Here is a 25,484-nt window from a genome sequence, read left to right on the forward strand (position 1 = left end):
TTTGAAGAATAGTGCATACAATATAAAGTCTTTTCCTTTCTTCATTTAAGTTTTACGTATATAATTTAAAAGTACTATTTTTATTTTATATTTTTTATATTTATAACAGAATAGAGGTTTAAAAATGGGTGTTAAAATCATTACGGATAGTGCGGCGGATTTACCGGTAGAATTGCTGCAAGCATATGATATAGATTTAATTCCACTCCGTGTATATGATGAAGCAGAAACAGAGTATTTAGATGGGGTTACATTAAAATCAGTTACATTACTGCAAAAAATGAGAGAAGGCGCAGTTTATAAAACGTCATTGCCTTCACTTGAAACATTCCAAGAAAAATTTGTTTCCTATGCAAAAGAAGGTAACCCTTGTATATATTTAGCTTTTTCATCTGAATTGTCTGGTACATATCAATCGTCAGTTCTCATAAAAAAAGAAGTGAAAGAAACATACACTGATTTAGATTTAGAAATTATCGATACAAAATGTGCCTCACTCGGTCAAGGTATTGTCGTATTAGAGGCTGCAAAAATGGCAAAAGAGGGTGCATCAAAAGAAGAGATATTAAACCGAGTCGCTTTTCTAATGGAGCATATGGAGCATATCTTCACTGTAGCTGACTTACAGTACCTTGTTAGAGGTGGACGTTTAAGTAAAGTAGCCGGTTTCATCGGTGGTTTGCTAAACATTAAGCCAATCTTAAATGTGGATGAAGGAAAACTTGTACCACTTGAAAAGGTACGAGGGAAAAAGAAAGTATTAAGCCGAATTGTTGATATTATGGAAGAGCGCGGGAAAGACCTTAAAGGTCAAACAATCGGTATGACTCACGGTGATGATTTAGAAACTGCCGAAGCATTAAAAGCATTAATTACCGAAAGATTCGGCTGTGAAGTATTTATCGTAAATACAATTGGAGCTGCAATCGGAGCGCATACAGGACCTGGTGCGTTAACATTGTTCTTCTTAAATGAAGTAGAGTAAAGGATTGATCTTTTGATCAATCCTTTTTTAATTCTAATATAATTGTTTTATGCGGATGAAAAATATGTAATTTTATATTAGTTAGTAACTTTCTTTTTAGTAGGTATGAAGGTAGATAGGAAACCAGTGAAGGCTAGTATGAAACCAAATGTTTCAGTATCATCAACTACTAAACCATTGTTCCACTGATAAAGGAAGGATGCTAGCAATAAAAGAGTAGCAGCGCCTCCAACATATCTTGCCATTTTTCGTGTTGAATCTTTTTTTGTTTTTACAATCATATTTGTCATCCTTTCATATTTACTAAATAATTCGACAAACTTTTATTTAGTATGAAAAATATGTAGATACATAATGACTTAATCAGTAAAAAGCATGAAATGGTTAATTAGGGAGAGAAAAAGATGGAAATAGGGGAACGTATTCGGCAAGTTCGTATGCATAAAGGATTGACACAGGGGGAGCTCGTATCAGAAATATGCTCAGTAACCTATTTAAGTAGAATTGAGAGTGGGAAAATCAAACCATCATCTTCTTTTTTAAAACAAGTTTCTAAGAAGCTGGGTGTTGATTGCGATTTTCTCATAGATGGCAATTACGAGGAGATAAAGCTTACTATTCTTGAAATATGTAATAAATATAAAAAAGATAAAATTATAACTGAAGCTGAATTATCTTTGTTAGAATTATACGTTCGTGAAGTGGATTCAATCCCTTTATTATTAAAGGTATATGGTGTACTTATATACTATCATGCCCGACAAAAAAACTTGTTATATGTGAAGTCGCTTGTAGATCAAGCTTCGCAAATGATACCAAGTCAGGTCGAAATGCAAGATCCTGAAGATTCTATTTATTATTTAAAATCTCGAGGTTATTATTTTTATAATAAACAAGACTACATTGCTGCGCATGATATTTATGTACAGGCTGAGAGTTTACTTGGTGTAGAAGAAACTGAACAACATGCTCATATATACTATAATTTATGTCTTGTATATAAGGTGCTTTATAAAGATAAAAGTATTAGTCGTTTGTATGCCCTAAAAGCTTACAACATATACAGCAAAAATGGTATGGAGAAGAATGTAATAAATACACTTGTAATGCTAGCAGTACTGTATATTTTGGATGAGTTATATGAAAAAGCGCTTGAAATCTTACAGCAAGTAGAAAATAGTGTGGCTACAAATGGTGATTCTATGTATTTACCTATAATTTCTTATGATTATGGAAAAATTTATCAAGGTTTGAAAGACTATAAGAATGCTATTAAATACTATAAAGAAACTTTGAAATTGAGTGAATTTTTATCGGAGAAACATCAAAAGGTATATGCATTACGAAACATGATAGAGGTGTACATAGAACTTAAAGATTGGAAAAATGTTAATAAAGTTATGAATGAAGCATTTCATTTTTTATCGGTTTATGATGTACCAATTGCACATGTCCAACTATATGGTTTGAAAGCTAAAATATTCAAAATACGTGGAGATTATTATGAATATGAGAAAAATATACAAAAAGCAATTGACGTGGGAGTAGAAAAAAAGCAACATCGCTTAGTTGCTGAATTATCCTATGAATTAGGTAACTTTTATAATGAGAATCGCTCTTATAAATTATCTGCGAAGTACTTTAAAATTTCAGCTGAAAATAAAATGGATTAAAACAGGTTTTCTGTAATATGTTTTCTCAGATTATTAATTAAAAGAGGTTCCCACGCATTAATGGTTCTGTATGGGAAGGAATCACAAAATATGAATTTCGTATAGGAAGAAATAGAAAATGAAATATCAAATTACATTCATATAAGTTTGAACATTTCAAGATATTAAAATTTTGATAGTTCGTATATAATAGTGAAAAGAGTAGGTTTTTGTAACTATTTGTAAAAAAAGAAGGGTGCAAAATGAATAAAATAATACAAGCCCAATCTCAATGGGATTTGGACAGGCTATATCCTCAAGAACAAAACTTCACGTTTTCTATAGAAACGATAGAAAGATTAAAAATTGAATATAAAGCAACAAAAGACTCAGTAATCCTTTCACAACTTATACAGGCTATCGAAAAAGCAGAGTATTACTTATATTGCCGTGCTGCTGAAGATGAGAAGTATCCTGAAAATACTTTACTAAGTGTAAAAGTAAATCAATTAAAGAAAGAAGTTCAACTATTAATAGAATCTAGTAAGGGACAAAGTGTTAATACAAATCATTCAAGTATTAAACTAATAGAAAATGAATTAAAAGCTTGGGAAGATATGTATACACAATTAAGAAATAAAATAGAAGTAATACACGATAAAGAGAATTTATCATTTGGACAAGCAAATTACGTTGCGATGAATAGTGATGATCATAATGAAAGATTAATAGTATTTGATTCTCTTACAAATGCTTTGAATAAGGAAAAAGATATCTTTGCTACTGTATTGAATCAAATAGGAAGATTACGTCATGCTAAAAGTGATGAAATGGAAGGGACAGAGATTTTAAAACAATCACTACAAGCAAATGGCATCTCTGAAACTGCATTATCCCAAATGTGGAATGCAACGGAACAAAATCTTACGAAGCTAGTAATTGCGTTAAACGGTTATAAAAAAGGAAAGAATTCAATTACATGGTACGAGCTAATGACATGGAAAGAAAGTAATGAGACTGTTATTCCTTTTTCAGTAGCAGTAAAAAACATATATGATGCACTAAAAAATATAGATGAAGAATTGGCACAGTTCGCACAGAATGCAATAGCGAATGGCTGGATCGATGCTGAACCGAGAGATAATAAACCGCCGGGTGGATTTTGTGCTCCTTTTTTCAGTGAAAAAGAATCTCGCATTTCGCTTCGTTATGATGGAACAATTGATAGTGTAAGAGTACTTGCTCATGAACTGGGACACGCTTGGCATTTTTATGTTATGAGTCTTGAACAATCTACTTCATTTTTAGATGATTATCTGTCAATGAGTACAGCTGAATCAGCGTCTATTTTCTTTGAAACGGTAATCATGAATTATTTAATTCAAACAACAGATTGTGTAGAAATGAAAAAGTCATTGCTTAGCTGGAAAATAAGAAATAGTTTTAATTATGTTATGGCAATTCGTGCATCGTTTCAGTTTGAGAAGAAGTTTTATGAAGAATGCAAGGAAGGTCCTTTAAGTGCTGATGAAATTGAGAAATTATCTATAGCCGCGCAAGAAAAGGCATACGGGAATGCACTAACAGAATATCAGCCGTTTGTTTGGATGAAATACGTTCAGTTTTATATAGCAGACGTTCCTTTTTACAATTATCCATACACATTTGGGTATTTAGCGAGTTTTAGTTTAATCGAAATAGCAAAGGAAAATAAAAATGCATTTCATTTGAGGTATAAAGAGTTTTTACGAGAAACAGGAAAGGCCCCAGTTGAAGAATTGATGAAAAAACATTTTGATATTGATCTAACAGAGTATGAATTTTGGAATAAAGCTTTTATGCAAATTCATAAAGATATTGATGAATATTTGCAAATTAATTAAGGAGACTACATATATGAACAGAATTGGTATTATCGGAGCAATGCAAATAGAAATAGACTTACTATTAGAAAAACTACTTATTAAAGAGGAACATACTATTGCGGGAATACCTTTTTATAAAGGAAACTTCATGGATACAGAAATTATTATTACGCGATGTGGTGTAGGAAAGGTAAATGCCGCCGTATGTACACAAATTTTAATTAATAAATTTGATGTGAATTCTATCATTAATACAGGTGTTGCGGGTGGATTACATCCGGATGTGAAAATTGGCGATCTAGTTATTTCTACAAATGTTACGCATCATGATGTTAATAAAAATCAAATGAAGAATCTATTTCCGTTTCAAGAAGCGTTTCATGCAAGCGAGGAATTAAGAGATTTAGCCCGAAAAGCTGTTAATAGTAGTAGTTTAAATATTACTGTTCATGAAGGAAGAATCGTCAGCGGAGAATGCTTCGTCGAGGATTCAAAATTAAAGGAGCAATTAGTCACTGAATATACACCTCATTGTACAGAAATGGAAGGAGCAGCAATTGGACATGTTGCTTATATAAATGACATACCGTTTCTCGTTTTGAGATGCATTTCTGACAGTGCAGATGATTCAGCGCAAGTTTCATATGATGATTTCGCGAAAACTGCAGCGAATTATTGTTCAGAAATTATTGTTGAGATGCTTAAAAATATTTCGAGTAAAGCTGTATTGTAGTTCATAAGTAAAGAATGGGAGAGAATATCATGTTACAAGCACTAATTTTCGATATGGATGGAACTTTATTTCAAACAGATAAAATTTTAGAGTTATCACTAGATGATACATTTGATCATTTACGGTCACTACAATTATGGAATACGATAACACCAATTGATAAATATCGTGAAATTATGGGTGTACCTTTACCTAAAGTTTGGGAAGCTTTATTACCTAATCATTCTAATGAAGTAAGGGAACAAACAGATGCATATTTTTTAGAAAGACTAATTGAAAATATAAAGAACGGAAATGGTGCTTTATATCCGAATGTAAAGGGAATTTTTAGTTTTATAAAAGAAAATAACTGTTCCATTTACATTGCTAGTAATGGTTTAACGGAATATTTACAGGCAATCGTATCTTATTATGGTTTAGACCAATGGGTTACGGAAATATTCAGTATTGAACAAATACACTCGCTAAATAAAGGTGACTTAGTTAAAGGTATTTTGAAGAAGTATGATATACAAGAGGCAGCGGTAGTTGGGGATCGTTTATCGGATATTAATGCGGCAAAAGATAATGGTTTAATTGCGATTGGATGTAATTTTGATTTTGCACAAGAAGATGAGCTTGCTCATGCTGATTTAGTAATTGATGATTTAATGGAACTGAAGGGGATATTACCAGAATTGAAGAATACGTACATAACAAAATGAATAAGTTCACATTCAAATGAATGCTCAGGATAATATATTCTTGGGCATTTTTATTTTTTAAAAAGATACATTTGGATAGAGAAAGTGGGGGAGTAAGCTGGAAAATATACAAATAAAACGAATTGGAGATTTGCTAAAATATGAGGTCAATCACCTTGTCCAGGAAAGTAAAGAAGAAGGATTTAATTTCTTAATAAAACTAATAAATGAATATGAAAGTAAAAGAAATACATTTAGTAAAACGGGCGAATGTTTATATGGCATTTTTCGAGGTGATACGTTAATTGGAATCGGGGGATTAAATCAAGATCCGTATACGAAAGATAATAAGATTGGCCGATTGAGGAGATTTTATATTTCAAAGGATTATCGGCGCATCGGATTAGGGAAGTTGTTATTAAAGAAACTATTAAGACATGCGGAAAAGTATTTTCACGTTGTTGTTCTACATTCGGATACAAAGCAAGGTGAAGAGTTTTATAGCGCAAATGGATTTGTAAAAATCGGAAATTATAAAGGTTCAAGTCACCTGATAAGATTGTAGAAAGGTTCTATACTCAAGTATGGAACCTTTCTTATGCAATTACATCTTAACATTCATTCGTTTCAATAAACCCTTCGGATTACCTTTTACATAATAAAAATGGGGATTATTCTCATCATCGTAAAGCATAATATAAGGTTTTTCATTAAGCGGGAGAAGAATAAGTACCTCATCAATTGTTGTATGTAACCATTGATTTGTAATAGAAACTGGTTTAGATAAAGGGATTTTTATCATATGACCATCTTTTGGAACGACGTTTAAGTTTTTGAACGGGCCAGTAATGGATTTAGCATATTGAACAGCTTCTTTTTGAATAGCTGGATCTAAAGATTGTTTTTGAACGACCATTTCTTTTTTACAATCAAATACTTCAATTTGTTTATTTGTATTTGCGAACGCATTTGTTGATAATAAAAAGAAGAGAAGAGTAATGACTCCTATTTTTTTGAACATGAAACAACACCTCACACTTACTATACCCTCAAACGTTGTAAATATTTTTATGTCACATTGATGTAACAAAGAAGTTGTATGATAAAATTGATATTTGTTTATAAGTAATGGAGGAAATGTAATGAAAGTATTAATTGCGGATGATGAACAGGATATGCTGAAAATTTTAAAAGCGTATTTTGAAAAAGAAGGCTTCGAAGTTTTATTAGCAAAGGATGGAGAGGAAGCACTTAAAATATTTTATGATGAGAAAATTGACTTAGCTATTTTAGACTGGATGATGCCGAAAAGTAGTGGTATTACTGTCTGTCAGGAAATAAAAAAGAATTCGAGTGTAAAAGTATTAATGCTTACTGCGAAAAGTGAAAGTGAAGATGAATTAGCAGCTCTTCAAACCGGGGCAGATGAGTATGTGAAAAAACCATTTCACCCAGGAGTGCTAATTACGCGAGCGAAAAAGCTTGTACAGCATGAAGATGTTATTCAAGTTCAAGATTTAAAAATAGATTTCACCAAAAATAAAGTATATAAAAACGAGAAAGAATTAGATATTACAAAGACAGAATTACAATTAATAAAATGTTTTTTAAATCATAAAGGCACGATTTTAACGCGGAAAAAGTTGTTAGATATCGTTTGGGGATTTGATTATTTTGGGGAAGAGCGAACGGTTGATACGCATGTAAGAAGGTTGCGTAAAAAAATAGGAGAAAATATTATAAAGACACATCGCGGTTTAGGATACAGTTTGGAGGAAGAGTGTGAATAAACTCGGTAAAAAGTTGTTTTTCAGCATCTCTTTAACAGTCATCCTTATTTTTTCCATCTCTTTATTATTAATTAACTATTTTTTACCAAAATATAATGTGCACAAAACACGCGAAAGCTTAGAAGGCATTACAGCGCAAATCCAGTCAATACCGCGTAAAGAACTAGATGATGCTATAAATCGTATTGAAAATGAAGGTAATGTTACGATTGCGTACACATCAATAAATAGTTCAGAAGATGCTATTAATGAAGAATTACGCATGCAACTTACAAAAAAGAGAGTTGCATTGAATAAACTTTGGATTACAAAAGAAGAAATTACGAAAGTGAAGAACCTCGGACAATCGAATAAAATATATGATCAAGAAAAGATAAAATCTAGTTTTTTTGCGAAATACATTGCGAAAGATGATATGTTGATTTTAGTAGGAGTTTCTATCGCACATTCAAATGAAGTAATTAAAACGCTTAACTCATTTTATTTATACATTTTGGGATTCTCACTATTTCTTATTATCGTGCTCGTCTGGATTTTTTCAAAAACAATCACTACACCACTGAATGAATTGAGTGATGTCGCAGAAGATATTTCACGTCTGAAATTTAAACGGACGAAAGTTAAAACGAATGATGAAATAGGTGATTTAGCAAATAGTATAAACATTATGAGTGATAAATTACATGAAGCACATCAAGATTTAACAGATCGAAATGACCACTTAAAACGATTTATGGGCGATGTAACTCATGAATTAAAAACACCAATCGCATTAGTAAAAGCATATTCTATGGGAATAAAAGACGGTTTAGATGATGGCACATATGTTGATACAATCATTAAACAAACAGATCAAATTTCAAATTTAATTGAAGAGTTATTGCGATTTTCTAAACTAGAAAGAGATATTTTACAAAAAGAAGAATTCCCTATTGAACCACTAGTACAAAGTATAATAGATAAGCATAAGATTGAACTGGAGTCGAAAGAACTCAAGTTGCAAGTGAACTATAGTGTTGGTGACACGATTGTTTATGCTGATTTAAATAAAATGAGAATGGTCTTTCAAAATTTAATTTCTAATGCGATAAAATATACAACGAATCAAAATATAAAAATCATATTAGAAGAGAAAAATGGCATTGTGTATTTTCAAATTCAAAATGGTATTGCTGCTGAGGGAATTAAAGAGATAGATAAAATTTGGGAGCCTTTTTACGTATTAGAGTCTTCTCGCAGTAAAGAAAAATCAGGTACTGGATTAGGATTAGCGATTGTAAAAAGTATATTAGAAAGACATGGTTTTGAATACGGAGTTTCGGTAGAAGATGGAGAAATACAATTTTATATGTATATAGAAAGGAACTAATTGTTATTAGTTCCTTTTCTATTATCTTGAAAGATTCGAATGTTTTACAAATTTCTCAACTTTCTACGAAATATAAACTGAATTTTCTGCATTTTTAATGTATAGTAAAAGAAGGAATATATGGGGAGGGAAGGGCATGAAAAAAAAGAAAATAGCAATTACACTATCGACTATATTATCTTTAACAATTACTTCAGGAGTTTCTAGTATGACTGCACATGCAGAAGAAAATGAAGGGAGCTCCGTAAAAGACAAAAATGTTATGTTAAATGGTCAAATTTCAGAGGGTTTAATGTCAAATACGAAAATTGAATTAGAAAATGGGATGACGAAGCCAATCTATTCACTTGATGAAGCCATCGTAGAAAATCTATTTGTAGAGACAGAAGTTGATAGTGATCGTGATGGTAAAAAAGATCGTGTATCAGTAAAGGTTATGCGTCCAAAGACGAACTCAGATGTGAAAGTCCCCGTTATTTATGAAATGAGTCCATATCGATCAGGATTAAAAGATGTTCCTGTTTATAATGTTGATGAAGAATTGTATGCGTATGAAGGAAAACCGTATGGGGCAGTTAATCTTGGGTCGTATGGTAATTATTATGTTCCGAGAGGATATGCAGTCATTTTAGGCGAAAGTATCGGAACTGGAAAATCAGATGGATGTCCGACAACTGGAGATGAACAAGAAATACTAGGGACGAAGTCTGTCATTGATTGGGTAAATGGGCGTGCGAAAGCATATACAGAGGATGGTAAGGAAGTAAATGCAAATTGGTCTTCGGGAAATGTAGGAATGACAGGAGTTTCTTACAATGGTACGTTACCGAATGCTGTCGCAACGACAGGAGTGGAAGGGTTAAAAACAATTATTCCAATCGCAGCGATTAGTAGCTGGTATGATTATTATCGTGCAAATGGGGCGGTTATTGCGCCAGGTGGATATCAGGGAGAAGATACAGATAATATGGCAGAAGCAGTACTAACAAGAAAGAACCCTGAAGTTTGCGGGCAAATTATTAAAGAACTAACAGCTGGACAAGATCGTAAAACAGGCGATTATAACGATTTTTGGGATAAACGTAACTATGTAAAAGATGTTAAGAATGTGAAGGCTAGTGTGTTTGTTGTTCACGGTTTAAATGATTGGAATGTAAAAACGAAGCAGTTCGCACAGTGGTGGGAAGCTCTTGGCAAAAATAATGTTCCTCGTAAAATGTGGTTACATCAAGGTGGACATGGTGGAACATCAAGTAATAACTGGCAACAAACCCAAAATAAATGGTTCGATTATTGGCTATATGGAATTGAAAATGGAATTATGGATGAACCGATGGTAGATGTACAACGTGAAAATAAATCGTGGCAAAAAATAAAAAATTGGCCAGATCCAGCAGCTGTACCATCAAAAGTCCGTATGTATTTAAGTAATAAAGCAGTCAATCTACCATTAAGTATGGGATCAGTAAACAATGTTTTCTCATTAGTAGATGATGCTAAAATAAAGTCAAATCAACTAGTAGAAAACCCTGAGTTAGAAATAGCGAATCGATTAGTATATACAATGCCTGTACTGCAAAAAGATATGCGAATAAGTGGTACGCCTAAAATTTCAATAACAGGAAATATTGATCGATCTGTTTCAAATTTAACAGCTTTACTTGTTGATTATGGCGGAGCGAGGCCTGAAATTGTAACGAGAGGTTGGATGGATCCGCAAAACTTAAATAGTATAGAAAATTCAACAGCGATTCAACCTGGTAAAGATTACACATTTACATGGGACATGCAGCCAGATGATTATGTATTTAAAGCTGGGCATCAAATGGGGGTCGTTTTAATCGCAAGTGATTACGATTATACAATTAGACCGAAAGCAGGAACGAAGCTAACGGTGAAATTGAGTGAAGTGACATTGCCGATTGTGAAATAAATAGTTTTTGATAAAGAGCTTACTATAGTAAGCTCTTTAAATTTTGAAATAGAAATGCCTACAAACATAGGGAGTGTATTATGCATTTCTATTGGTAGATATAATAATATTTACAACAAATAAAAAAATTGCATTAATGATTAAAAGGCCACTAAAGATAAAAGCGGCAAAACCTCCAGCTAATCATCTCCTACTTTTTCTCCAATTACGTGCAAAGTGGCAAAGAAGAAAATGGGAGAAGAAAGAATGAAAATACCACTGGCTATTTTCCATATTCGTTTACACTGCTTTGCTATAAAGAAAATTAGAACATTAATAGCGATAAGAAGAAAAAGAAATCCAATTAATGAATTCATCATATCCTCCTTTCAGTATAAGTCTGAATTTTGGTTTCTATATGTTCATTTTGAAGGGAATATTATACAATATGATTATATTCTATAGAAAGCGAGTGATATATTATGACAGTCAGCTCTTTCGAATTCTCATTAAAATTTGAGGTACGGAAAGATTAAGTAAATTAGAATCTTCCGTACACATAAAACGGAGGAGAAAATAAATGTTTAGTTATTATAGTACACTTTGTACGGAATTATATGATTTCACAAAACCTGTCGGTTACTCTTTGAATGGTGATATTGAATATTATCAAGATCGTTTAAAAAGTTGTAAAGGGAGAATTCTCGAAGCAGCAGTAGGATCGGGACGTGTCATTATTCCATTTCTTGAAGCTGGCTTTAAAGTTGATGGGATAGATTATTCGCCTGAAATGCTAGACTCTTGCCGTATGCGGTGTAAAGAGAGAGGCTTGCATCCTAATTTATATGAAGGAAGCTTACAACAATTTTCACTGCCACATAAATATGAAGCGATAATAATTCCTACTGGATCCTTTTGTTTAATTGAAAATCGTGATGATTCTATAAATGCTCTGAAATGTTTTTATCGACATCTTAATCTAGGCGGGCGTTTAATTGTAGATCTTGCGCTTCCATATGACTGGAAGACGGGTGAGATTCATACATCGACTTTTTCTCTGCCAAGCGGGGACGGAATTACATTAGAAAATAAATCAATTGAAATAGATTGGCTTAACCAAGTAACTGTATCATATTTAAAATATGAAAAATGGAGTAAAGGACAGTTAGTACAAACTGAACTACAACGTTTTGCAATGCGGTGGTATGGAATAGAAGAGTTTAAGCTCCTTTTAGAAAGTATAGGTTTCACTGACATTACTTGCTCTGCTGACTATGTTTATGAAAAGCAACCGTCAAATGCAGAACAAATTATTACTTTTGAAGCTGTACGAAAGTAATAATATAGGAACTATTCATGAAAATAAGGCAATCGACACAACATCGACTGCCTTATTTTCAATTTTAGGATATGTTTTATTTCATTGTTTATAGAGAAAAATCGGAGGCAAACAAATGGAAATTCATCTTAATATTTGGCCCGCAAGCAGTCGGGAAAATGACGGTCGGGCATGAGTTAGAAAAAATAACTGATTTAAAGCTATTTCATAATCATATGACGATTGATTTTGTTAGCTCGTTTTTTGATTACAGTACAAAGCGGAAGCACAACGGTTAGTAAGTTTGTTTCGTAATGAACTGTTTGAAGAAGTGTCTAAAAGTGATTTATACGGAATGATTTTTACATATGTATGGGCATTTGACCTTCAATCGGATTGGGATTATATAAACCATGTAGTAAGTATTTTTGAATCAAAAGGCGCAGCAGTATATTTTGTAGAGCTCGAGGCAGAAATAGATGAAAGATTAGAGCGAAATAAAAGTCCACATAGACTAGAGCATAAACTGAAAAAAAGAGACATTGAATGGTCTGAAAAAAATTTAAAAGAAACGATGAAAAAACATAGATTAAATTCATTTCATGATGAAATTGAAAAAGAAGAGTACATAAAAATTAATAATACTCATTTGAGTGCTAAAGAAGTAGCTGTAATGATTAAGGGAAAATTCCGATTGTAAAATACTTAAATGCTGTTACGTTTTCATTGTCCAAGCATTCTCCTACTAACTACATATACTATTTATGTTAAAGTCAGTCACTATTTTAAATGGGCTGTTATTTTACTATAAATGACACTTTAGAGAAGTGGGAGGAATAAACTTGGAAAACGAAGAACAAGGAAGAATTGAAAATCAAGTGTATTCTAATCGAGTTGTAAGATCAGAATTTGATAAGCATTGGGAAACTTGTATTTCAAAAAGTGGTTATGTAATCTATGTAGCGACAAGTGATCATGCTGAAGTAATAGTTTTACTTTCAGATGGTTCAAGTAAATTATTAATCTTCGAAAAAGGTGGTAAAGTAGTAGTAGGTGGCGGTGGGACGAGTCATTACAGCAAACCGCATATTGCAAGAAACATTTAATGTGAAAAATGTTAATCGAGAAGATGCTGGTAGTCTTATAACCTTTAATTTATATATAAAAATACAAATCATAAAGTAAGTTTTTTTAGATTCTGGCGTTTTTTGTAACAAAAATAAGATGAAAAAGATCTTTAACGTATAAAGGTCTTTTTTGTTTTATTATAGCAGGGATATACTGTATACATAAAAAAGTGTAGTGAAAAACAATCAGCCTTTCATGTACTATACATGAAAGGCTGATTGTTTTTATGTGTTGAAGGAGTCTTTTAGAAGAATTGTAGTTTTTAGATTGATAGTTAAAACTGGAACAGCTTATGTATAATTAATATCATTTTGTCAAATGAATGTCACATAAAAGTCTTATAGTGTATATAGAAAGTGAAACATATACAAAGCAGGAGATGAAATGATGAAAAAGGCACTATAATATATATTCATATTATTTACGTTAGTTACTTTAAGTTATGTAATTTATATTAACTATGAAAAGCAGAAAGAGATTAAAAATAATAAACAAGTAATTAGTGAAGTTGCAAAGAGGTATGATATTCCAGATTGGATACCATTATCAATTGCGGATCATGAAACAAAATTTAACCGAAAAGCAATAGGAGATAACGGAACATCTTTCGGATTATTCCAATTACATCGTGGTGGATTAGCACCAGCGCAATTATCGGAAGAGAGTTTAGTGGATTCGCGTATAAATACAACGATAGCAATTTCAAGTATGGTCAAATCGTATGAACGTGGTGTGAAAAAAGGACTGCAGGATTGGGAGTTGCTTAAATATGTTGCTAATACATCAGGGTGGCCAGGAAACTTAGGGGGAGAATGGACAGATAATAATACGAAATATAATAAAGGGCTAGAACAATCATATCAATTATATAAAAAAGAGAAGTAGATATAAAAAGGCATTTTCAATTTGGGGAAATGTCTTTTTTATGTTATAGTATAAAAGTGTTTGGGCGTTATGTTATTTCGATATATCTTCAAATTTGTTATGTAGTATTTTTATATTAAATAACTACTAAAATCATTTTTTTATATAAGGAGTAAGAAGTAGGGATATGAAAAATATAGATTTTATACTAGAAAGTGATGAAACATTAAAACCGTCAGAACGATTAGTACTATTATTATTAGAGAAGCATAGAATGTTATATACGAACGATCTATTAGCTCTTTCAAATTTATCATATAAAACATTAACAGATTCACTAACAGCACTCGTTTTAAAGTCTTATGTTTTAAAGGATACAGGTAAGGGAAGAAGGCAGAATTGTTATAGATTAGTATGATAAGAGTACTGCTATAGATTCTTGCTATATATTTATTTTTCAAATGTAAGGATAAATTCCATTTTTATTTTCAAATGATAAAAACTATTAATTTAAGTAAATAGCCGGTTTTGATATGTAAAGAGTTCATGGCTGCTAAATATATAATTTCATTTCATTTTTATTAATGTTTATTAGTTGTAAGTGAAAATGATATTTTTTTAAACAAATATAAAAATGAAATTAAAAAACAACCTACTCATTAGAGTCGGTTGTTTTTTTATTAGGATAGCGAATTATAAAAATAATATTATTATGTAAACTTAATTATTTAGAAAGGAACATGTGATTATTAATGGAATTTATTAAGGGGTACTTAATATTTGTATACATGGAGGTTCATTATGGAACAAATCATATCAATATCACAAGCAGTCATAAGAGGGGAAAAAGAAAAGGTAGTAGAAATCATTAATACGGATCCAAGTGTTGTTAACTCATTTAGTGAAGATGGATGGACACCGCTTCACTTAACTGCTTATTTTGGACAGAAAGAAATTGCAAGCTTCCTTTTAGAACAGGGTGCAGATATACATATTAGAGCAAAAAACGAAAATGAAAATACACCTCTTCAAGCAGCAATTGCGAATAAGCAAAGCGAGCTTGTAGCTTTCTTAATTGAAAAGGGATCAGATGTGAATGCTGTGCAAAGTGGTGGCTGGACAGGACTTCATGAAGCGGCGTTATTAGGAAATGAAGAAATCATTATATTACTTCTTGAAAATGGTGCTAATAAAATGATTAAGAAAAATGATGGGAAAATCGCATATGATATTGCTTTAGAAAAAGGGTATGAATCCCTATTACATCATTTGCAAGAGGAAGTGAGCTTATGATTAGCCACTGGAATGTAGGGATTTTTCTTTTTAATGAAGTGGAAGTGTTAGATTTTGCGGGTCCATTTGAAGTGTTTTCCGTTACAGCAACAAGTGAAGGTCAACTATTTACAGTTCGTACTGTTAGTCAAGATGGAGAAATGGTTACAGCGAGAAATGGATTAAAGGTACAACCGGACTATAGTATCGAAAACTTGCCTCCAGTTGATATTTTAATTATTCCTGGTGGGTTAGGTGTTAGAGAAAACGAAATGAAAAATGAAATAATAACAAATTGGATCCGCGAGCAAATGAAAGAAGTAAAGTTAATGACTTCTGTTTGTACGGGTGCGCTTTTACTTGCGAAAGCTGGATTACTCGATGGCTTCAAAGCGACAACACATTGGGCAAGTATTGAAAGTTTTAGAAATGATTTTCCGAATGTGGAAGTATTAGAGAATGTAAAGTTTGTAGATGAGGGGCATATTATTACGTCTGGAGGAATTTCAGCTGGAATTGATATGTCATTTCACATTGTGAGAAATTTGTTGGGTGCTCGGGTTGCTGAAGAAACAGCGAAGATGATGGAATATGATATTGATTTACAATATTAAAAAGTAAAACAAGACGAGCAGTTGGATATTTCCAGCTGCTCGTCTTGTTTTATATTGACTGAATATGCGCTAATTCCTCATCTGTAAGAATCGGACGGATAGACGAGTCTGCATTTTCTTTCGCTTGTTTTTCTGTTTTTGCGCCAGGAATTGCGACCGATACCGCTGGATGAGTGAGGACATAACGAAGTGCGAGTTGCCCTAAGGTTTGATTTTCATTTGAGAGTAATCGTAGTTTCTCTACTTTTTGTAAATCTTCTTGAAACCACTTTTCTTTTGGCCATTCTTTGCGTAAATCTCCGTCAAGAAAAGTTGTTTTATTTGTAAATTTTCCAGTTAATATCCCCATTTTTAAAGGGCCGCGTATAACAGCTCCTAAATTGTTCTCCTGTAGGTAGGGCAGTATGTCGTTTTCTGGTTTTCGGTTTAATATGTTGTAATCAAGTTGCACAACATCAATTTCATTGTTTTTATTGAAGTGTTTTATATATTGTATGTCGTGAGTTGAAACACCAACAGCTCTTACTTTTCCGTCCCGTTTTAATATTTCAAATGCTCGTAAAAATGCTTCTGTTTCTTCTTGTTTATCCCACCAAATGTGACAGAAATAAACATCAATATAATCTGTTTCTAGGCGCAGTAAGCTAGTTTCAAATACTGCGATCACTTTTTCTGCAGTATTATAAACAGGCTCTCCACTTGGATCATAGTGATGCCCAATTAAACCGCCTTTCGTTGATAAAACGATATTATTACGGTGCTCTCTTATCGCTTGAGTTACTAACCTTTCACTATGTCCTAATCCGTATACATCAGCAGTATCAATAAAGTTTACGCCACATTCAATTGCTTTCTTCATAGCGGTTATAGATTGTTTGTCGTTAACAGGACCCCATTCATCGCCGCCAATCGCCCACGCTCCAAAGCCAATTTCAGAAACAGTAATTCCAGTTTTACCTAATGTACGGTAGTGCATCATTTTTCCTCCTTGTAAGCATGTTATAACATCGGTATGCAAAACTAGAATTTATATGTGTAAAAATGTTTTCTACAATTGGGGAAAAAGAATAACATAAACTACTATTTTATAGCAGCATAAATAAAAATTCTCATTTTAAATACAGAGATGTCGTCGAACGCTATCTCTAATTGGTTAATTTGTGAGATTTTTTTGTGAAGGAGGTTATTTTATAAGAATAGAATTTAAGTTAGTAAGAGATCGTGCCTATGGTAGTGAGAAAATATGGGTTAGGGGGATTTGAAAATGAGGAAACTCAAAAGAGTCAATGTTCCTAATATACCAGAGCAACTATCACAGCCTAACGACAAGCGAACTATAAATAAGAAGAAGTTAAGGCGTTTTATTTTCATGTTCATTTTTATTGCTGCGACTACTTTGTACGTTCAATATATTTTAACGAAACAACAAGAAGTAATTAATGGCAAAAAAAATACAATAACAAATCAAAAGAAACAATTAGTTTCTTTAAAGAAAGATCAAGGTTCTTTAAAGACTAACATTGAGAATTTAACCGATAATGAAGAAGAGATTTTAAAGTTTGCTAGAAAAGAGTATCAATTTTCTAAGTCAAACGAAACAATATTCGTATTGCCAAAGTGAAGTGGTGGAACAGTTAGCGATAGCTAACTGTTTTTTGATGTATGAGGGAAAAGTTGTTTGTAGTGTGAATGTCATGGTACAAGGAGCAATGACATATTGTAAAAATAAGAAGTTTGAGCCAATTTTAATTGTTTTAAGAGATTTTCATAATTATGGAATATATGTCAAAATAAATATTGTTAAAATTCTGTCAATTGTATATAATACAAGGTAAGCGGATACATTTTTTAATCAACGTTGAGTTAACAGCTTATACGTCTGTTAAGAAAACCGTTATCCTCGTATAAGAAAGGAAGATAGCTGTGTACGCTTCAAATACAATTTACGTCGTAGGGGATGCGAAAGCACCTCAAAATAATCCCATTACCGAAAAGTTCAAAAGTTATTTTGTAGCATTTGTACTTGAGAAGGATACAGGGGAAATTGTAGATGCAGATTGCTCAGCCACAATTGCATTAACATCTCAATTTGTTAAATATTTGTTTCTACATAAAAATATTAATGACCCAGCATTAGTAACAGAAATAAAAAATCGGTACTTCGGTTCGTCTCAAAAGGCGCTACTTGTAGCGCTAAAGGATGCACAGAAAAAATATAATCAGATCGCTGCTTTGTCTACCCATTCATAGACAAAATCCAGCCGTAAGAATCTTCTTATGGCTGGATTTTTTTGTTTCGCATTAACGGAAAAGCCACCCGGATATTAAAGTATCACTCTATAAACAATGAAAGGATGAACAAAATGAAAATTACCGATGTGAAGGTAAACCGCCGACATGTAAAGCTTCATACACCGTTTAAAACTGCGCTTCGCACTGTAACGGAAATCGAAAGTATAGATGTGTTTATTCATACAGATGAAGGGATTGTTGGAAAAGGAGCTGCTGCAGCAACACCGGTTATTACAGGTGATTTTGCCAACGGGATTGAGGAAGCAATATTAGGGCCAATTCGCTCCGTATTAGTTGATAAAGATGTGCTGCAATTTCAAACGTTATTGTTACACATTCAAATGAGCTGTATAGGAAATACAAGTGCGAAAGCGGCGGTAGATATGGCTTTATACGATGTATATTGTCGATTTCACAACATACCGTTGTATGCATTGTTAGGTGGGAAGAAAGAGATTCATACTGATATTACAGTAAGTGTGGATGAGCCTTTATTAATGGCAAAAGAAGCGAAAAAGCATATCGAAAAGGGATTCCAAACATTAAAAATTAAGGTGGGTAAAGAGGCACATTTAGATTTAGAACGCATAGAGGCAATTCGAAATGTAGTACCAAAGAATACGACGTTACGTTTAGATGCAAATCAAGGATGGAAACCGAAAGAAGCGGTTTCTATTATTAGAGAAATGGAGAATAGAAATTTAAATATAGAATTTGTAGAACAACCAGTTCATGCGAAAGATTGGGAAGGATTAAAGTACGTGAAGGACAATGTACAAACGCCTATTATGGCAGATGAAAGTATGTTTTCGGCAAGCGATGCATTAAAGATTGTCCAAGGAGGATATGCAGACCTACTTAATATTAAATTAATGAAATGCGGTGGCATACGAGAAGCATGGAAAATTGCAGATATTGCGGAAGCAGCAGGTGTGAAATGTATGGTTGGAAGTATGATGGAACCTTCACTTTCAGTTAGCGCTGTTGCCCATTTAGCTGCGGCACATCCGAATATTCATTACTTTGATCTTGATGCACCGTTATGGTTAGTAGAAGAGCCAGAAGGGATGACTTACACTGGTCCAAAGGTAAACCTACATTCTATAGTGAATATACAATCTTAGAAGTAGTACCTAGTAAACTATCTTATAAGGGGGATATATATGAAAAAAGTAGGAACTGCATTTTTAACAACTTTATTTATATTTTCATCGTTTACTTCGGTGAATGCTGAAGAGAAGAAGGATAGTAAAGCATTTATAGATGTATCTGCTGCAACGTTATGGACTGCACCAGATTCATTACGACCAATTGATGCACCGAGTGCGACAAATCCAGTTGATTTATGGAAGTGGACGAAATCAATGACGCTAGATGAGAAGCTTTGGTTAACGAGTGCAAATAAATTAGAAACGCAAGCGCTACTCGGTCAAGAAGTAACGGTTGTTGATAAGAAAGGTGACTGGGTGAAAGTGTTAGTCCACGGTCAGCCAACACCAAGAAACGAAGTAGGTTACCCGGGATGGATGCCCGAAAAACAATTAACGTATAATCAGGAATTTGCAGATAAAACAAACGAAGCTTTTGTATTAGTAACGAAACCGACAGCAATTGTATATATTAACCCTTCTGAAAAACATAAATCGCTTGAAGTCAGTTATAATACGCGTTTACCGCTATTAAGTGAAGATACGATCTCATACCGCGTATTGTTGCCAAATGGTCAGAAGGCGTGGCTACGGAAAAATGATGGAACTGTTTACCATTCTCAAAATGATATTCCGACTCCAACCGCTGATGACTTAATAAACACCGGAAAAATGTTTTTAGGATTACCGTATATATGGGCTGGTACAAGTGGATTCGGATTTGATTGCTCTGGATTTACACATACGATTTATAAATCACATGGCATTACAATACCGAGGGATTCTGGGCCACAATCAAAAGCAGGAATTGCGGTTGGTAAAGAAAACCTACAAAAGGGCGATTTAATATTCTTTGCACATAATCAAGGAAAAGGTAGTGTTCATCACGTTGCCATGTATATTGGTGATGGAAATATGATTCACTCACCGAGAGCTGAAAGATCGGTAGAGATTATACCACTAAATACGCCAGGATATATAGAAGAATACGCTGGTGCTCGTCGTTACTTACCTTAAAAAATAGAGGGGGTTTTCAAATGAAAAAAGTTGTTCGTTACTCATTAGTTAGTACTCTATTAGTTTCTTCATTCTTAGTTGGCTGCGCAAAAGAAAAAACAACGACAAAGCCGAAAGATGAGAAAAAAGTATTACAGCTACTAGAAACGGGTGAAATTCCGTCATTAAATTCAGGGAAAGTAACAGATGCGGTATCGTTTAACGTGTTAAATAACGTAATGGAAGGGTTATTCCGTTTATCGAAAAATGATGAAGTGATTGAGGCTGGGGCACAGAAATATGAAGTGAGTAAAGACGGAAAGACTTATACATTCCACTTGCGTGATGCAAAATGGTCTAACGGTGATCCAGTAACAGCTCATGATTACGTATATGCTTGGAAGCAACTTATTAATCCAGATACAGTCTCTCAATATGCATATATCGCGTACGATGTGAAAAATGCGGAGAAGATAAATAAGAAACAATTAGGCTTAGAAGAATTAGGTGTGAAAGCAAAAGATGATAAAACGTTCGTTGTTGAGTTAGAACATCCAGTACCGTATTTTACGAAACTACTTATTTTACCGTCTTTCTATCCAATTAATGAAAAGTTTGCGAAAGAGCAAGGCGATAAATACGGATTAGAAGCAAATAAAGCGATATATAATGGACCATTTACATTATCAGAGTGGAAGCATGAAGCAAGTTTTACAATGAAGAAAAACGATAAATATTGGGATAAAAAAGAAGTGAAATTAGATGAGGTAAACTATCAAATTGTTAAAGAAATTTCAACTGCGGTAAATTTATATGAAACAGATAAAGTAGACAGAGCGGTCATTTCTACAGAATTCGTAGATAAATATAAAAATAATAAAGAACTGAAACAATATACAGATCCAGTTATGTATTTCTTCCGTTTCAATGAAAATGTACCGATTCTTAAAAATAAAAACGCCCGTCTTGCATTAAGCACAGTTTTTGATAAGAAGGGGCTCGCAACTTCATTTTTAAATGATGGTTCCGTAGCTGCGAACTATTACGTGCCGAAAGGGTTTTTAAAAGGGCCAGACAAGAAAGACTTTAGAAGTACGGCAGGTGAGTTTAATAAGACTGATGTAAAACAGGCGAAAGAATATTGGGAAAAGGCAAAGCAAGAGACAGGCACAAATGAAGTGACGTTAGAACTATTAAACTATGACTTAGAGAACTTTAAAAAAGTAGGCGAATATATAAAAGAACAGCTTGAGAAAAACTTACCAGGGCTAAAAGTAAATGTGAAATTACAACCACATACGCAAAAACTAGCATTAGAGAAGAAAAAAGAATACGAAATGTCGTTATCACGTTGGTTACCTGATTATCCAGATCCAATGACATACTTAGAAGTTTTCCTTTCGGGAAGTACCGTAAATAATACAGGATATGCAAATCCAGAATACGACGCTTTAATTAAGAAGATTAAAACAGAGTTAGGTAATGATGAAAAAGCTCGTTGGAAAGCACTACAAGATGCGGAAAAAGTGCTCCTTGATGATGCGGTAATTGCACCAGTATTCCAGCGCGGTCTTTCTTACTTACAAAAACCATATGTGAGAGAATTATATGTACATCAATTCGGTCCAGCTACAAGTTTAAAATGGGCAGATGTACAAAAATAAAGTGATGGAGAAACAGACTTCACGTATGTGATAGTCTGTTTTTTCTTATAGCTTTAAATGAATTATAGACATTTTATAAGTTTTTTCATCGCTTAAAAATAAAATTATTACATAAATTAAAGTGTGAAATTTATGTAGAATCTTGTATAATTAACATGTTTCTTTGGAAGCATTTTCTTGCGCTATTTGTATAGGACTTAATAGAGCAAGGGAGGAAATACATACATGTATATAATAGATAAATAGAATGGAACATGTATAGAAAAAAGGAGAAAAATGATGACGTGTCATAAACAAGGGTTACAATTTATTCGTAATAGAAAGAGGAATAAACGATGAAGATGAAGCATGCTTTTGGTCCAATTATTTTAGCGTGTCTACTCTTTTTCATTGTATTGCTTATTCCATCTAAGAGTTTAGTATCATTAATAAGCGATAAAAAGATAGAAGATGCAGCAACTTCCTTACAAAAAGAGAAATTACAAAGTGTTTTCTTGCAACAGAAAATGTTAGAGAATTCGCAGTATTTACCGATGTATGGTTCATCAGAGTTTTTACGAATGGATGCATATCATCCATCTAACTATTTTAAAGTAAATCCAGCAGGTTTTACTCCATTTTTAATAGGGACTGGTGGTACGCAAAGCTTGGCTCATATATTAAATATGACGTCTACAATGGATGAATTAGAAGATAAAAAGGTAGTCTTTGTTCTTTCACCACAATGGTTTACAAAAACCGGTGTATCACAAGGGGATTTTACAAATAATTTCTCCAAACAACAAGCCTATCACTTTATTTTTAATGACGAAATAAAGCCTGAAATGAAGAAAAAAATCGCGAAACGTTTACTAGATTATAAAGTTGTTCGTAAGGATGCGATATTAAATAGTTCGCTAGAAAGTATTGTATATAACGATACAAAACATAACATAAAAGCCGGACTAGCTAAACCGCTAGCGTATATGTACCGGAACATTTTAGATCATCGAGATTTATTTAACTCTCTATTTAAGATCGAACCGATGAAAGAGGAAACAAATATGGGATTACGTTCGCTTTCTTGGGAAGATGCACGTAAACATGCGGAACAAGAAGGTAAAGTAGGATCCACAACAAATACATTCGGAATTGAAAATCCATATTATTATAAACATAATTTAAAGAAAAAATTAAAAGGTTTAAAAAACTTTAGAGCAAATGAATCGTATGATGATTCACCAGAATATGATGACTTACAAATTGTTTTAGATCTTTTCAAAGAAAAAAATGTAAAACCACTCTTTATTTCTGTGCCTGTAAACGGACCGTGGTATGATTACGCTGGTTTCCCAAAAGAACGTCGTGATGTGTATTACAATAAGGTTCGCGATCAAGTCGAGAAAGCAGGATACCCAGTAGTCGATTTTTCTAGCCATGAATATGATAAGTATTTCTTAAAAGATACAATTCATTTAGGCTGGAAAGGATGGATCTATTTTGATGAAGCAGTGCAGAAGTTTTACTCTGAAAAATAATGCATAAACAATAGAAACAGGAATGGCAATAAAGCCGTTCCTGTTTTTTAGTATAGAGGATTTTGGTGTGGGCAATTTGTAAAGGCGTGTATATCTTGAATTTGTCTAAAGTCATAATGTTTCATGGCGAACTGGGCTTGGTAAAGGTATTCGTAAACAAATAATTGATTATTTTGAACACCGCATAAAACGCCGGATGTCCCTTGCCCATTAATGAGAGAAACACCAACAGGGCGTCCGATTAAGTATGGTACTTTTTGCTGCCAATGCATAGGGAATCAATCCTTTTTGAGTTACTATACGTATTTTATGGTGGAATTGTTGCTTATCCATGTAAATCTTAGAATGGAGGGGTTTTTATGTAATGTCTAGAAGTTATATATGAATCGATTATTAGTGTGAAAGAGGAAGGAATGAATTATGGAGAAAGAAAGTATTCTAGAAAAAAAGTTAAGTCTAATAGATTGGTGCCAAACGTTGAAGTATGTAACTAAAATGATGTATGGTTAAACCTTTTAGAAAAGGTTCATGGGGAACCGCGGATGTGATTTCACATTTAATCGTTTGGGATGAGTTTTTAATGAAGTTTAGAATTCCATACTTTATAAGCGGACAATCTGTACCCAATGTTCCAACAGGTGTTGAGGAAATGAATGAGGGTGCAATAAAATATGCGAGATCTGGTATTTCAAAAGAAGAACTATTAGATCAATTCAGCTTTACTCGTAAACAATTAGTAGACCAAATTGAGCGAATTCCTGCTCGTAATTTTAATAATGACTATCAATTTGGTACAAAAAAAGTGAGGTTAAATAATTATTTTCCATCACTCATTCAGCATGACTTAAAGCATAAAGAAGAAATAATGCAATTTCTAATACATAATCAAGCCTATAATAAAAACCGCTATAATTCTAAATGAATTTATAGCGGTTTTTATTATAATCTTAAGCAAGATTTTTACGTTTTTTTGTCCACTTTTTTATTACGAAATATAAAAGTATAAGTACAACGCCACCGATAGCGAACGATTTCACATACGGTCCAGCAATATCGTTAATATTCTCCCAATTTTCACCTAGTTTCTCACCTAAATAAATGAAAATGATAGACCAAGGGATGATCGCAAGTGCTGTTAATGTAGTGAAACGTAGTAATGGCATTTTTGTAATACCAGCAGGAATTGATATCGCATGACGAACGATAGGAATGAAACGTGCAGTGAAAATTACGCCAGTTCCGTAACGATTAAACCAATCTTCAGCAGCATCCATTTGTTTTTTATGTATGAAAATATACTTACCGTAACGTTCTAATACAGGGCGACCACCATATCGACCAATCCAGTAAACAAAGATTTGGGCAATAACACCACCAATTGTACCGAATACAACTGCGCCTACAAATGAGATACTACCATTGAATACTAAAAATCCGGCATAAGCAAGGACAATTTCACTTGGGATAATCTCAATCATAAGTCCAAGCATAATGCCCCAATAACCTAATCCTTCAAAAAACGTTAATACTGAATGAATAAAACTACTTACCATTGTTGCACCTTCTAATTTATGAATTTTGAATATAAGCCCCTTTATTTAATAACATAAAAGGTTCACTATATGTAGATTATACCTTATTCATATAGGGGATTGCCATTTCAATTCTTTTATGTCTCTCAT

General features: G+C 33.1%; 27 protein-coding genes and 3 pseudogenes. 24 read left to right on the top strand and 6 right to left on the bottom strand.

What is annotated here, in order from left to right; genetic code table 11:
- Positions 1 to 124 precede the first annotated feature (124 nt).
- Complete coding sequence (locus MKX66_RS05735; RefSeq protein WP_002142141.1) at positions 125 to 985, top strand: DegV family protein; 861 nt, start codon at positions 125 to 127, stop codon at positions 983 to 985.
- 77 nt (positions 986 to 1,062) lie between these two features.
- Here the strand turns inward: MKX66_RS05735 and MKX66_RS05740 are convergent, their stop codons facing one another.
- Positions 1,063 to 1,266 carry a hypothetical protein gene (locus MKX66_RS05740; protein ID WP_002189898.1) on the bottom strand — a complete coding sequence of 68 codons (204 nt, stop codon included), beginning with the start codon at positions 1,264 to 1,266 and terminating at the stop codon, positions 1,063 to 1,065.
- A gap of 123 nt (positions 1,267 to 1,389) precedes the next feature.
- Here MKX66_RS05740 and MKX66_RS05745 point away from each other — a divergent pair, with 123 nt between their 5' ends.
- The 5 genes from MKX66_RS05745 to MKX66_RS05765 all read left to right on the top strand — a co-directional run bounded on the left by MKX66_RS05745 (position 1,390) and on the right by MKX66_RS05765 (position 6,483).
- Positions 1,390 to 2,658: a helix-turn-helix domain-containing protein gene (locus tag MKX66_RS05745; RefSeq protein WP_341085772.1), complete on the top strand. Its 1,269-nt coding sequence runs from the start codon at positions 1,390 to 1,392 to the stop codon at positions 2,656 to 2,658.
- Positions 2,659 to 2,900: 242 nt separating this feature from the next.
- Positions 2,901 to 4,520 carry a M3 family metallopeptidase gene (locus tag MKX66_RS05750; protein ID WP_326997297.1) on the top strand — a complete coding sequence of 540 codons (1,620 nt, stop codon included), beginning with the start codon at positions 2,901 to 2,903 and terminating at the stop codon, positions 4,518 to 4,520.
- Between the two features lie 13 nt (positions 4,521 to 4,533).
- Entirely contained in the window at positions 4,534 to 5,235 is a 702-nt protein-coding gene (locus tag MKX66_RS05755; protein ID WP_341085773.1) for a 5'-methylthioadenosine/adenosylhomocysteine nucleosidase, read from the top strand.
- Between the two features lie 29 nt (positions 5,236 to 5,264).
- Positions 5,265 to 5,939: an HAD family hydrolase gene (locus MKX66_RS05760; RefSeq protein WP_215589774.1), complete on the top strand. Its 675-nt coding sequence runs from the start codon at positions 5,265 to 5,267 to the stop codon at positions 5,937 to 5,939.
- Between the two features lie 130 nt (positions 5,940 to 6,069).
- A complete protein-coding gene (locus MKX66_RS05765; protein WP_002192844.1) occupies positions 6,070 to 6,483 on the top strand; it encodes a GNAT family N-acetyltransferase in 414 nt (137 codons plus the stop codon).
- A gap of 39 nt (positions 6,484 to 6,522) precedes the next feature.
- Here the strand turns inward: MKX66_RS05765 and MKX66_RS05770 are convergent, their stop codons facing one another.
- Positions 6,523 to 6,939, bottom strand: a complete 417-nt coding sequence (locus MKX66_RS05770) for a hypothetical protein (RefSeq protein ID WP_341085774.1) — start codon at positions 6,937 to 6,939, stop codon at positions 6,523 to 6,525.
- Between the two features lie 121 nt (positions 6,940 to 7,060).
- On the opposite strand from MKX66_RS05770, the gene MKX66_RS05775 reads away from it, so the two are divergent.
- The 3 genes from MKX66_RS05775 to MKX66_RS05785 all read left to right on the top strand — a co-directional run bounded on the left by MKX66_RS05775 (position 7,061) and on the right by MKX66_RS05785 (position 11,010).
- Positions 7,061 to 7,708 (top strand): response regulator transcription factor, encoded by a 648-nt coding sequence (locus MKX66_RS05775; protein WP_341085775.1) that lies wholly within the window; start codon positions 7,061 to 7,063, stop codon positions 7,706 to 7,708.
- The gene (locus MKX66_RS05780; protein WP_002189889.1) at positions 7,701 to 9,077 is read left to right on the top strand and encodes a sensor histidine kinase; all 1,377 of its coding nucleotides are present in this window, start codon (positions 7,701 to 7,703) and stop codon (positions 9,075 to 9,077) included. The genes MKX66_RS05775 and MKX66_RS05780 overlap by 8 nt, the downstream gene beginning before the upstream one ends.
- Positions 9,078 to 9,213: 136 nt before the next feature.
- A complete protein-coding gene (locus MKX66_RS05785; protein ID WP_002189888.1) occupies positions 9,214 to 11,010 on the top strand; it encodes a Xaa-Pro dipeptidyl-peptidase in 1,797 nt (598 codons plus the stop codon).
- Between the two features lie 78 nt (positions 11,011 to 11,088).
- Here the strand turns inward: MKX66_RS05785 and MKX66_RS05790 are convergent.
- Positions 11,089 to 11,366, bottom strand: a pseudogene (locus tag MKX66_RS05790) (hypothetical protein).
- A gap of 203 nt (positions 11,367 to 11,569) precedes the next feature.
- On the opposite strand from MKX66_RS05790, the gene MKX66_RS05795 reads away from it, so the two are divergent.
- The 7 genes and pseudogenes from MKX66_RS05795 to MKX66_RS05825 all read left to right on the top strand — a co-directional run bounded on the left by MKX66_RS05795 (position 11,570) and on the right by MKX66_RS05825 (position 16,185).
- Positions 11,570 to 12,328, top strand: a complete 759-nt coding sequence (locus tag MKX66_RS05795; RefSeq protein WP_193653664.1) for a class I SAM-dependent methyltransferase — start codon at positions 11,570 to 11,572, stop codon at positions 12,326 to 12,328.
- Positions 12,329 to 12,399: 71 nt separating this feature from the next.
- Positions 12,400 to 13,007, top strand: a pseudogene (locus MKX66_RS05800) (shikimate kinase).
- Positions 13,008 to 13,149: 142 nt separating this feature from the next.
- Positions 13,150 to 13,413, top strand: coding sequence for a hypothetical protein (locus MKX66_RS05805; protein WP_002147285.1), 264 nt, complete (start codon positions 13,150 to 13,152; stop codon positions 13,411 to 13,413).
- 430 nt (positions 13,414 to 13,843) lie between these two features.
- Positions 13,844 to 14,320: an invasion protein gene (locus MKX66_RS05810; protein ID WP_341087614.1), complete on the top strand. Its 477-nt coding sequence runs from the start codon at positions 13,844 to 13,846 to the stop codon at positions 14,318 to 14,320.
- A 166-nt stretch (positions 14,321 to 14,486) separates the two neighbouring features.
- Positions 14,487 to 14,717 carry a hypothetical protein gene (locus MKX66_RS05815; protein ID WP_000789035.1) on the top strand — a complete coding sequence of 77 codons (231 nt, stop codon included), beginning with the start codon at positions 14,487 to 14,489 and terminating at the stop codon, positions 14,715 to 14,717.
- A gap of 383 nt (positions 14,718 to 15,100) precedes the next feature.
- Positions 15,101 to 15,592, top strand: coding sequence for an ankyrin repeat domain-containing protein (locus MKX66_RS05820; RefSeq protein ID WP_326997341.1), 492 nt, complete (start codon positions 15,101 to 15,103; stop codon positions 15,590 to 15,592).
- Positions 15,589 to 16,185 (top strand): DJ-1/PfpI family protein, encoded by a 597-nt coding sequence (locus MKX66_RS05825; protein ID WP_033709175.1) that lies wholly within the window; start codon positions 15,589 to 15,591, stop codon positions 16,183 to 16,185. The genes MKX66_RS05820 and MKX66_RS05825 overlap by 4 nt, the downstream gene beginning before the upstream one ends.
- Positions 16,186 to 16,234: 49 nt before the next feature.
- Here MKX66_RS05825 and MKX66_RS05830 read toward each other — a convergent pair whose 3' ends face one another.
- On the bottom strand, positions 16,235 to 17,161 hold the full coding sequence (locus tag MKX66_RS05830) for an aldo/keto reductase (protein ID WP_002127781.1): 927 nt from the start codon (positions 17,159 to 17,161) through the stop codon (positions 16,235 to 16,237).
- A gap of 288 nt (positions 17,162 to 17,449) precedes the next feature.
- Here MKX66_RS05830 and MKX66_RS05835 point away from each other — a divergent pair, with 288 nt between their 5' ends.
- From MKX66_RS05835 to dltD, 7 genes are all read left to right on the top strand, one after another.
- Entirely contained in the window at positions 17,450 to 17,806 is a 357-nt protein-coding gene (locus MKX66_RS05835; protein WP_002085024.1) for an FtsB family cell division protein, read from the top strand.
- Positions 17,745 to 18,020 carry a hypothetical protein gene (locus MKX66_RS05840; protein WP_341085776.1) on the top strand — a complete coding sequence of 92 codons (276 nt, stop codon included), beginning with the start codon at positions 17,745 to 17,747 and terminating at the stop codon, positions 18,018 to 18,020. The genes MKX66_RS05835 and MKX66_RS05840 overlap by 62 nt, the downstream gene beginning before the upstream one ends.
- An 88-nt stretch (positions 18,021 to 18,108) precedes the next feature.
- A complete protein-coding gene (locus MKX66_RS05845; RefSeq protein WP_002012954.1) occupies positions 18,109 to 18,435 on the top strand; it encodes a DUF3870 domain-containing protein in 327 nt (108 codons plus the stop codon).
- A gap of 104 nt (positions 18,436 to 18,539) precedes the next feature.
- Entirely contained in the window at positions 18,540 to 19,601 is a 1,062-nt protein-coding gene (locus tag MKX66_RS05850) for a dipeptide epimerase (protein WP_002032592.1), read from the top strand.
- A gap of 39 nt (positions 19,602 to 19,640) precedes the next feature.
- Entirely contained in the window at positions 19,641 to 20,642 is a 1,002-nt protein-coding gene (locus MKX66_RS05855; protein WP_215589769.1) for a C40 family peptidase, read from the top strand.
- A 20-nt stretch (positions 20,643 to 20,662) separates the two neighbouring features.
- Positions 20,663 to 22,285 (top strand): peptide ABC transporter substrate-binding protein, encoded by a 1,623-nt coding sequence (locus MKX66_RS05860; RefSeq protein ID WP_215589768.1) that lies wholly within the window; start codon positions 20,663 to 20,665, stop codon positions 22,283 to 22,285.
- Between the two features lie 335 nt (positions 22,286 to 22,620).
- Positions 22,621 to 23,802 carry a D-alanyl-lipoteichoic acid biosynthesis protein DltD gene (dltD, locus tag MKX66_RS05865; protein WP_002142108.1) on the top strand — a complete coding sequence of 394 codons (1,182 nt, stop codon included), beginning with the start codon at positions 22,621 to 22,623 and terminating at the stop codon, positions 23,800 to 23,802.
- Between the two features lie 47 nt (positions 23,803 to 23,849).
- On the opposite strand, the gene MKX66_RS05870 is transcribed toward dltD, so the two are convergent.
- A complete protein-coding gene (locus MKX66_RS05870) occupies positions 23,850 to 24,074 on the bottom strand; it encodes a hypothetical protein (RefSeq protein ID WP_215589767.1) in 225 nt (74 codons plus the stop codon).
- Between the two features lie 148 nt (positions 24,075 to 24,222).
- On the opposite strand from MKX66_RS05870, the pseudogene MKX66_RS05875 reads away from it, so the two are divergent.
- Positions 24,223 to 24,724, top strand: a pseudogene (locus MKX66_RS05875) (DinB family protein).
- A gap of 25 nt (positions 24,725 to 24,749) precedes the next feature.
- On the opposite strand, the gene MKX66_RS05880 reads toward MKX66_RS05875, so the two are convergent.
- Positions 24,750 to 25,355, bottom strand: a complete 606-nt coding sequence (locus MKX66_RS05880) for a DedA family protein (RefSeq protein WP_341085777.1) — start codon at positions 25,353 to 25,355, stop codon at positions 24,750 to 24,752.
- Between the last annotated feature and the right edge of the window lie 129 nt (positions 25,356 to 25,484).

Origin of the sequence: Bacillus sp. FSL R9-9530 (genome assembly GCF_038008145.1) — a bacterium.
Lineage (GTDB): Bacteria > Bacillota > Bacilli > Bacillales > Bacillaceae_G > Bacillus_A > Bacillus_A mycoides.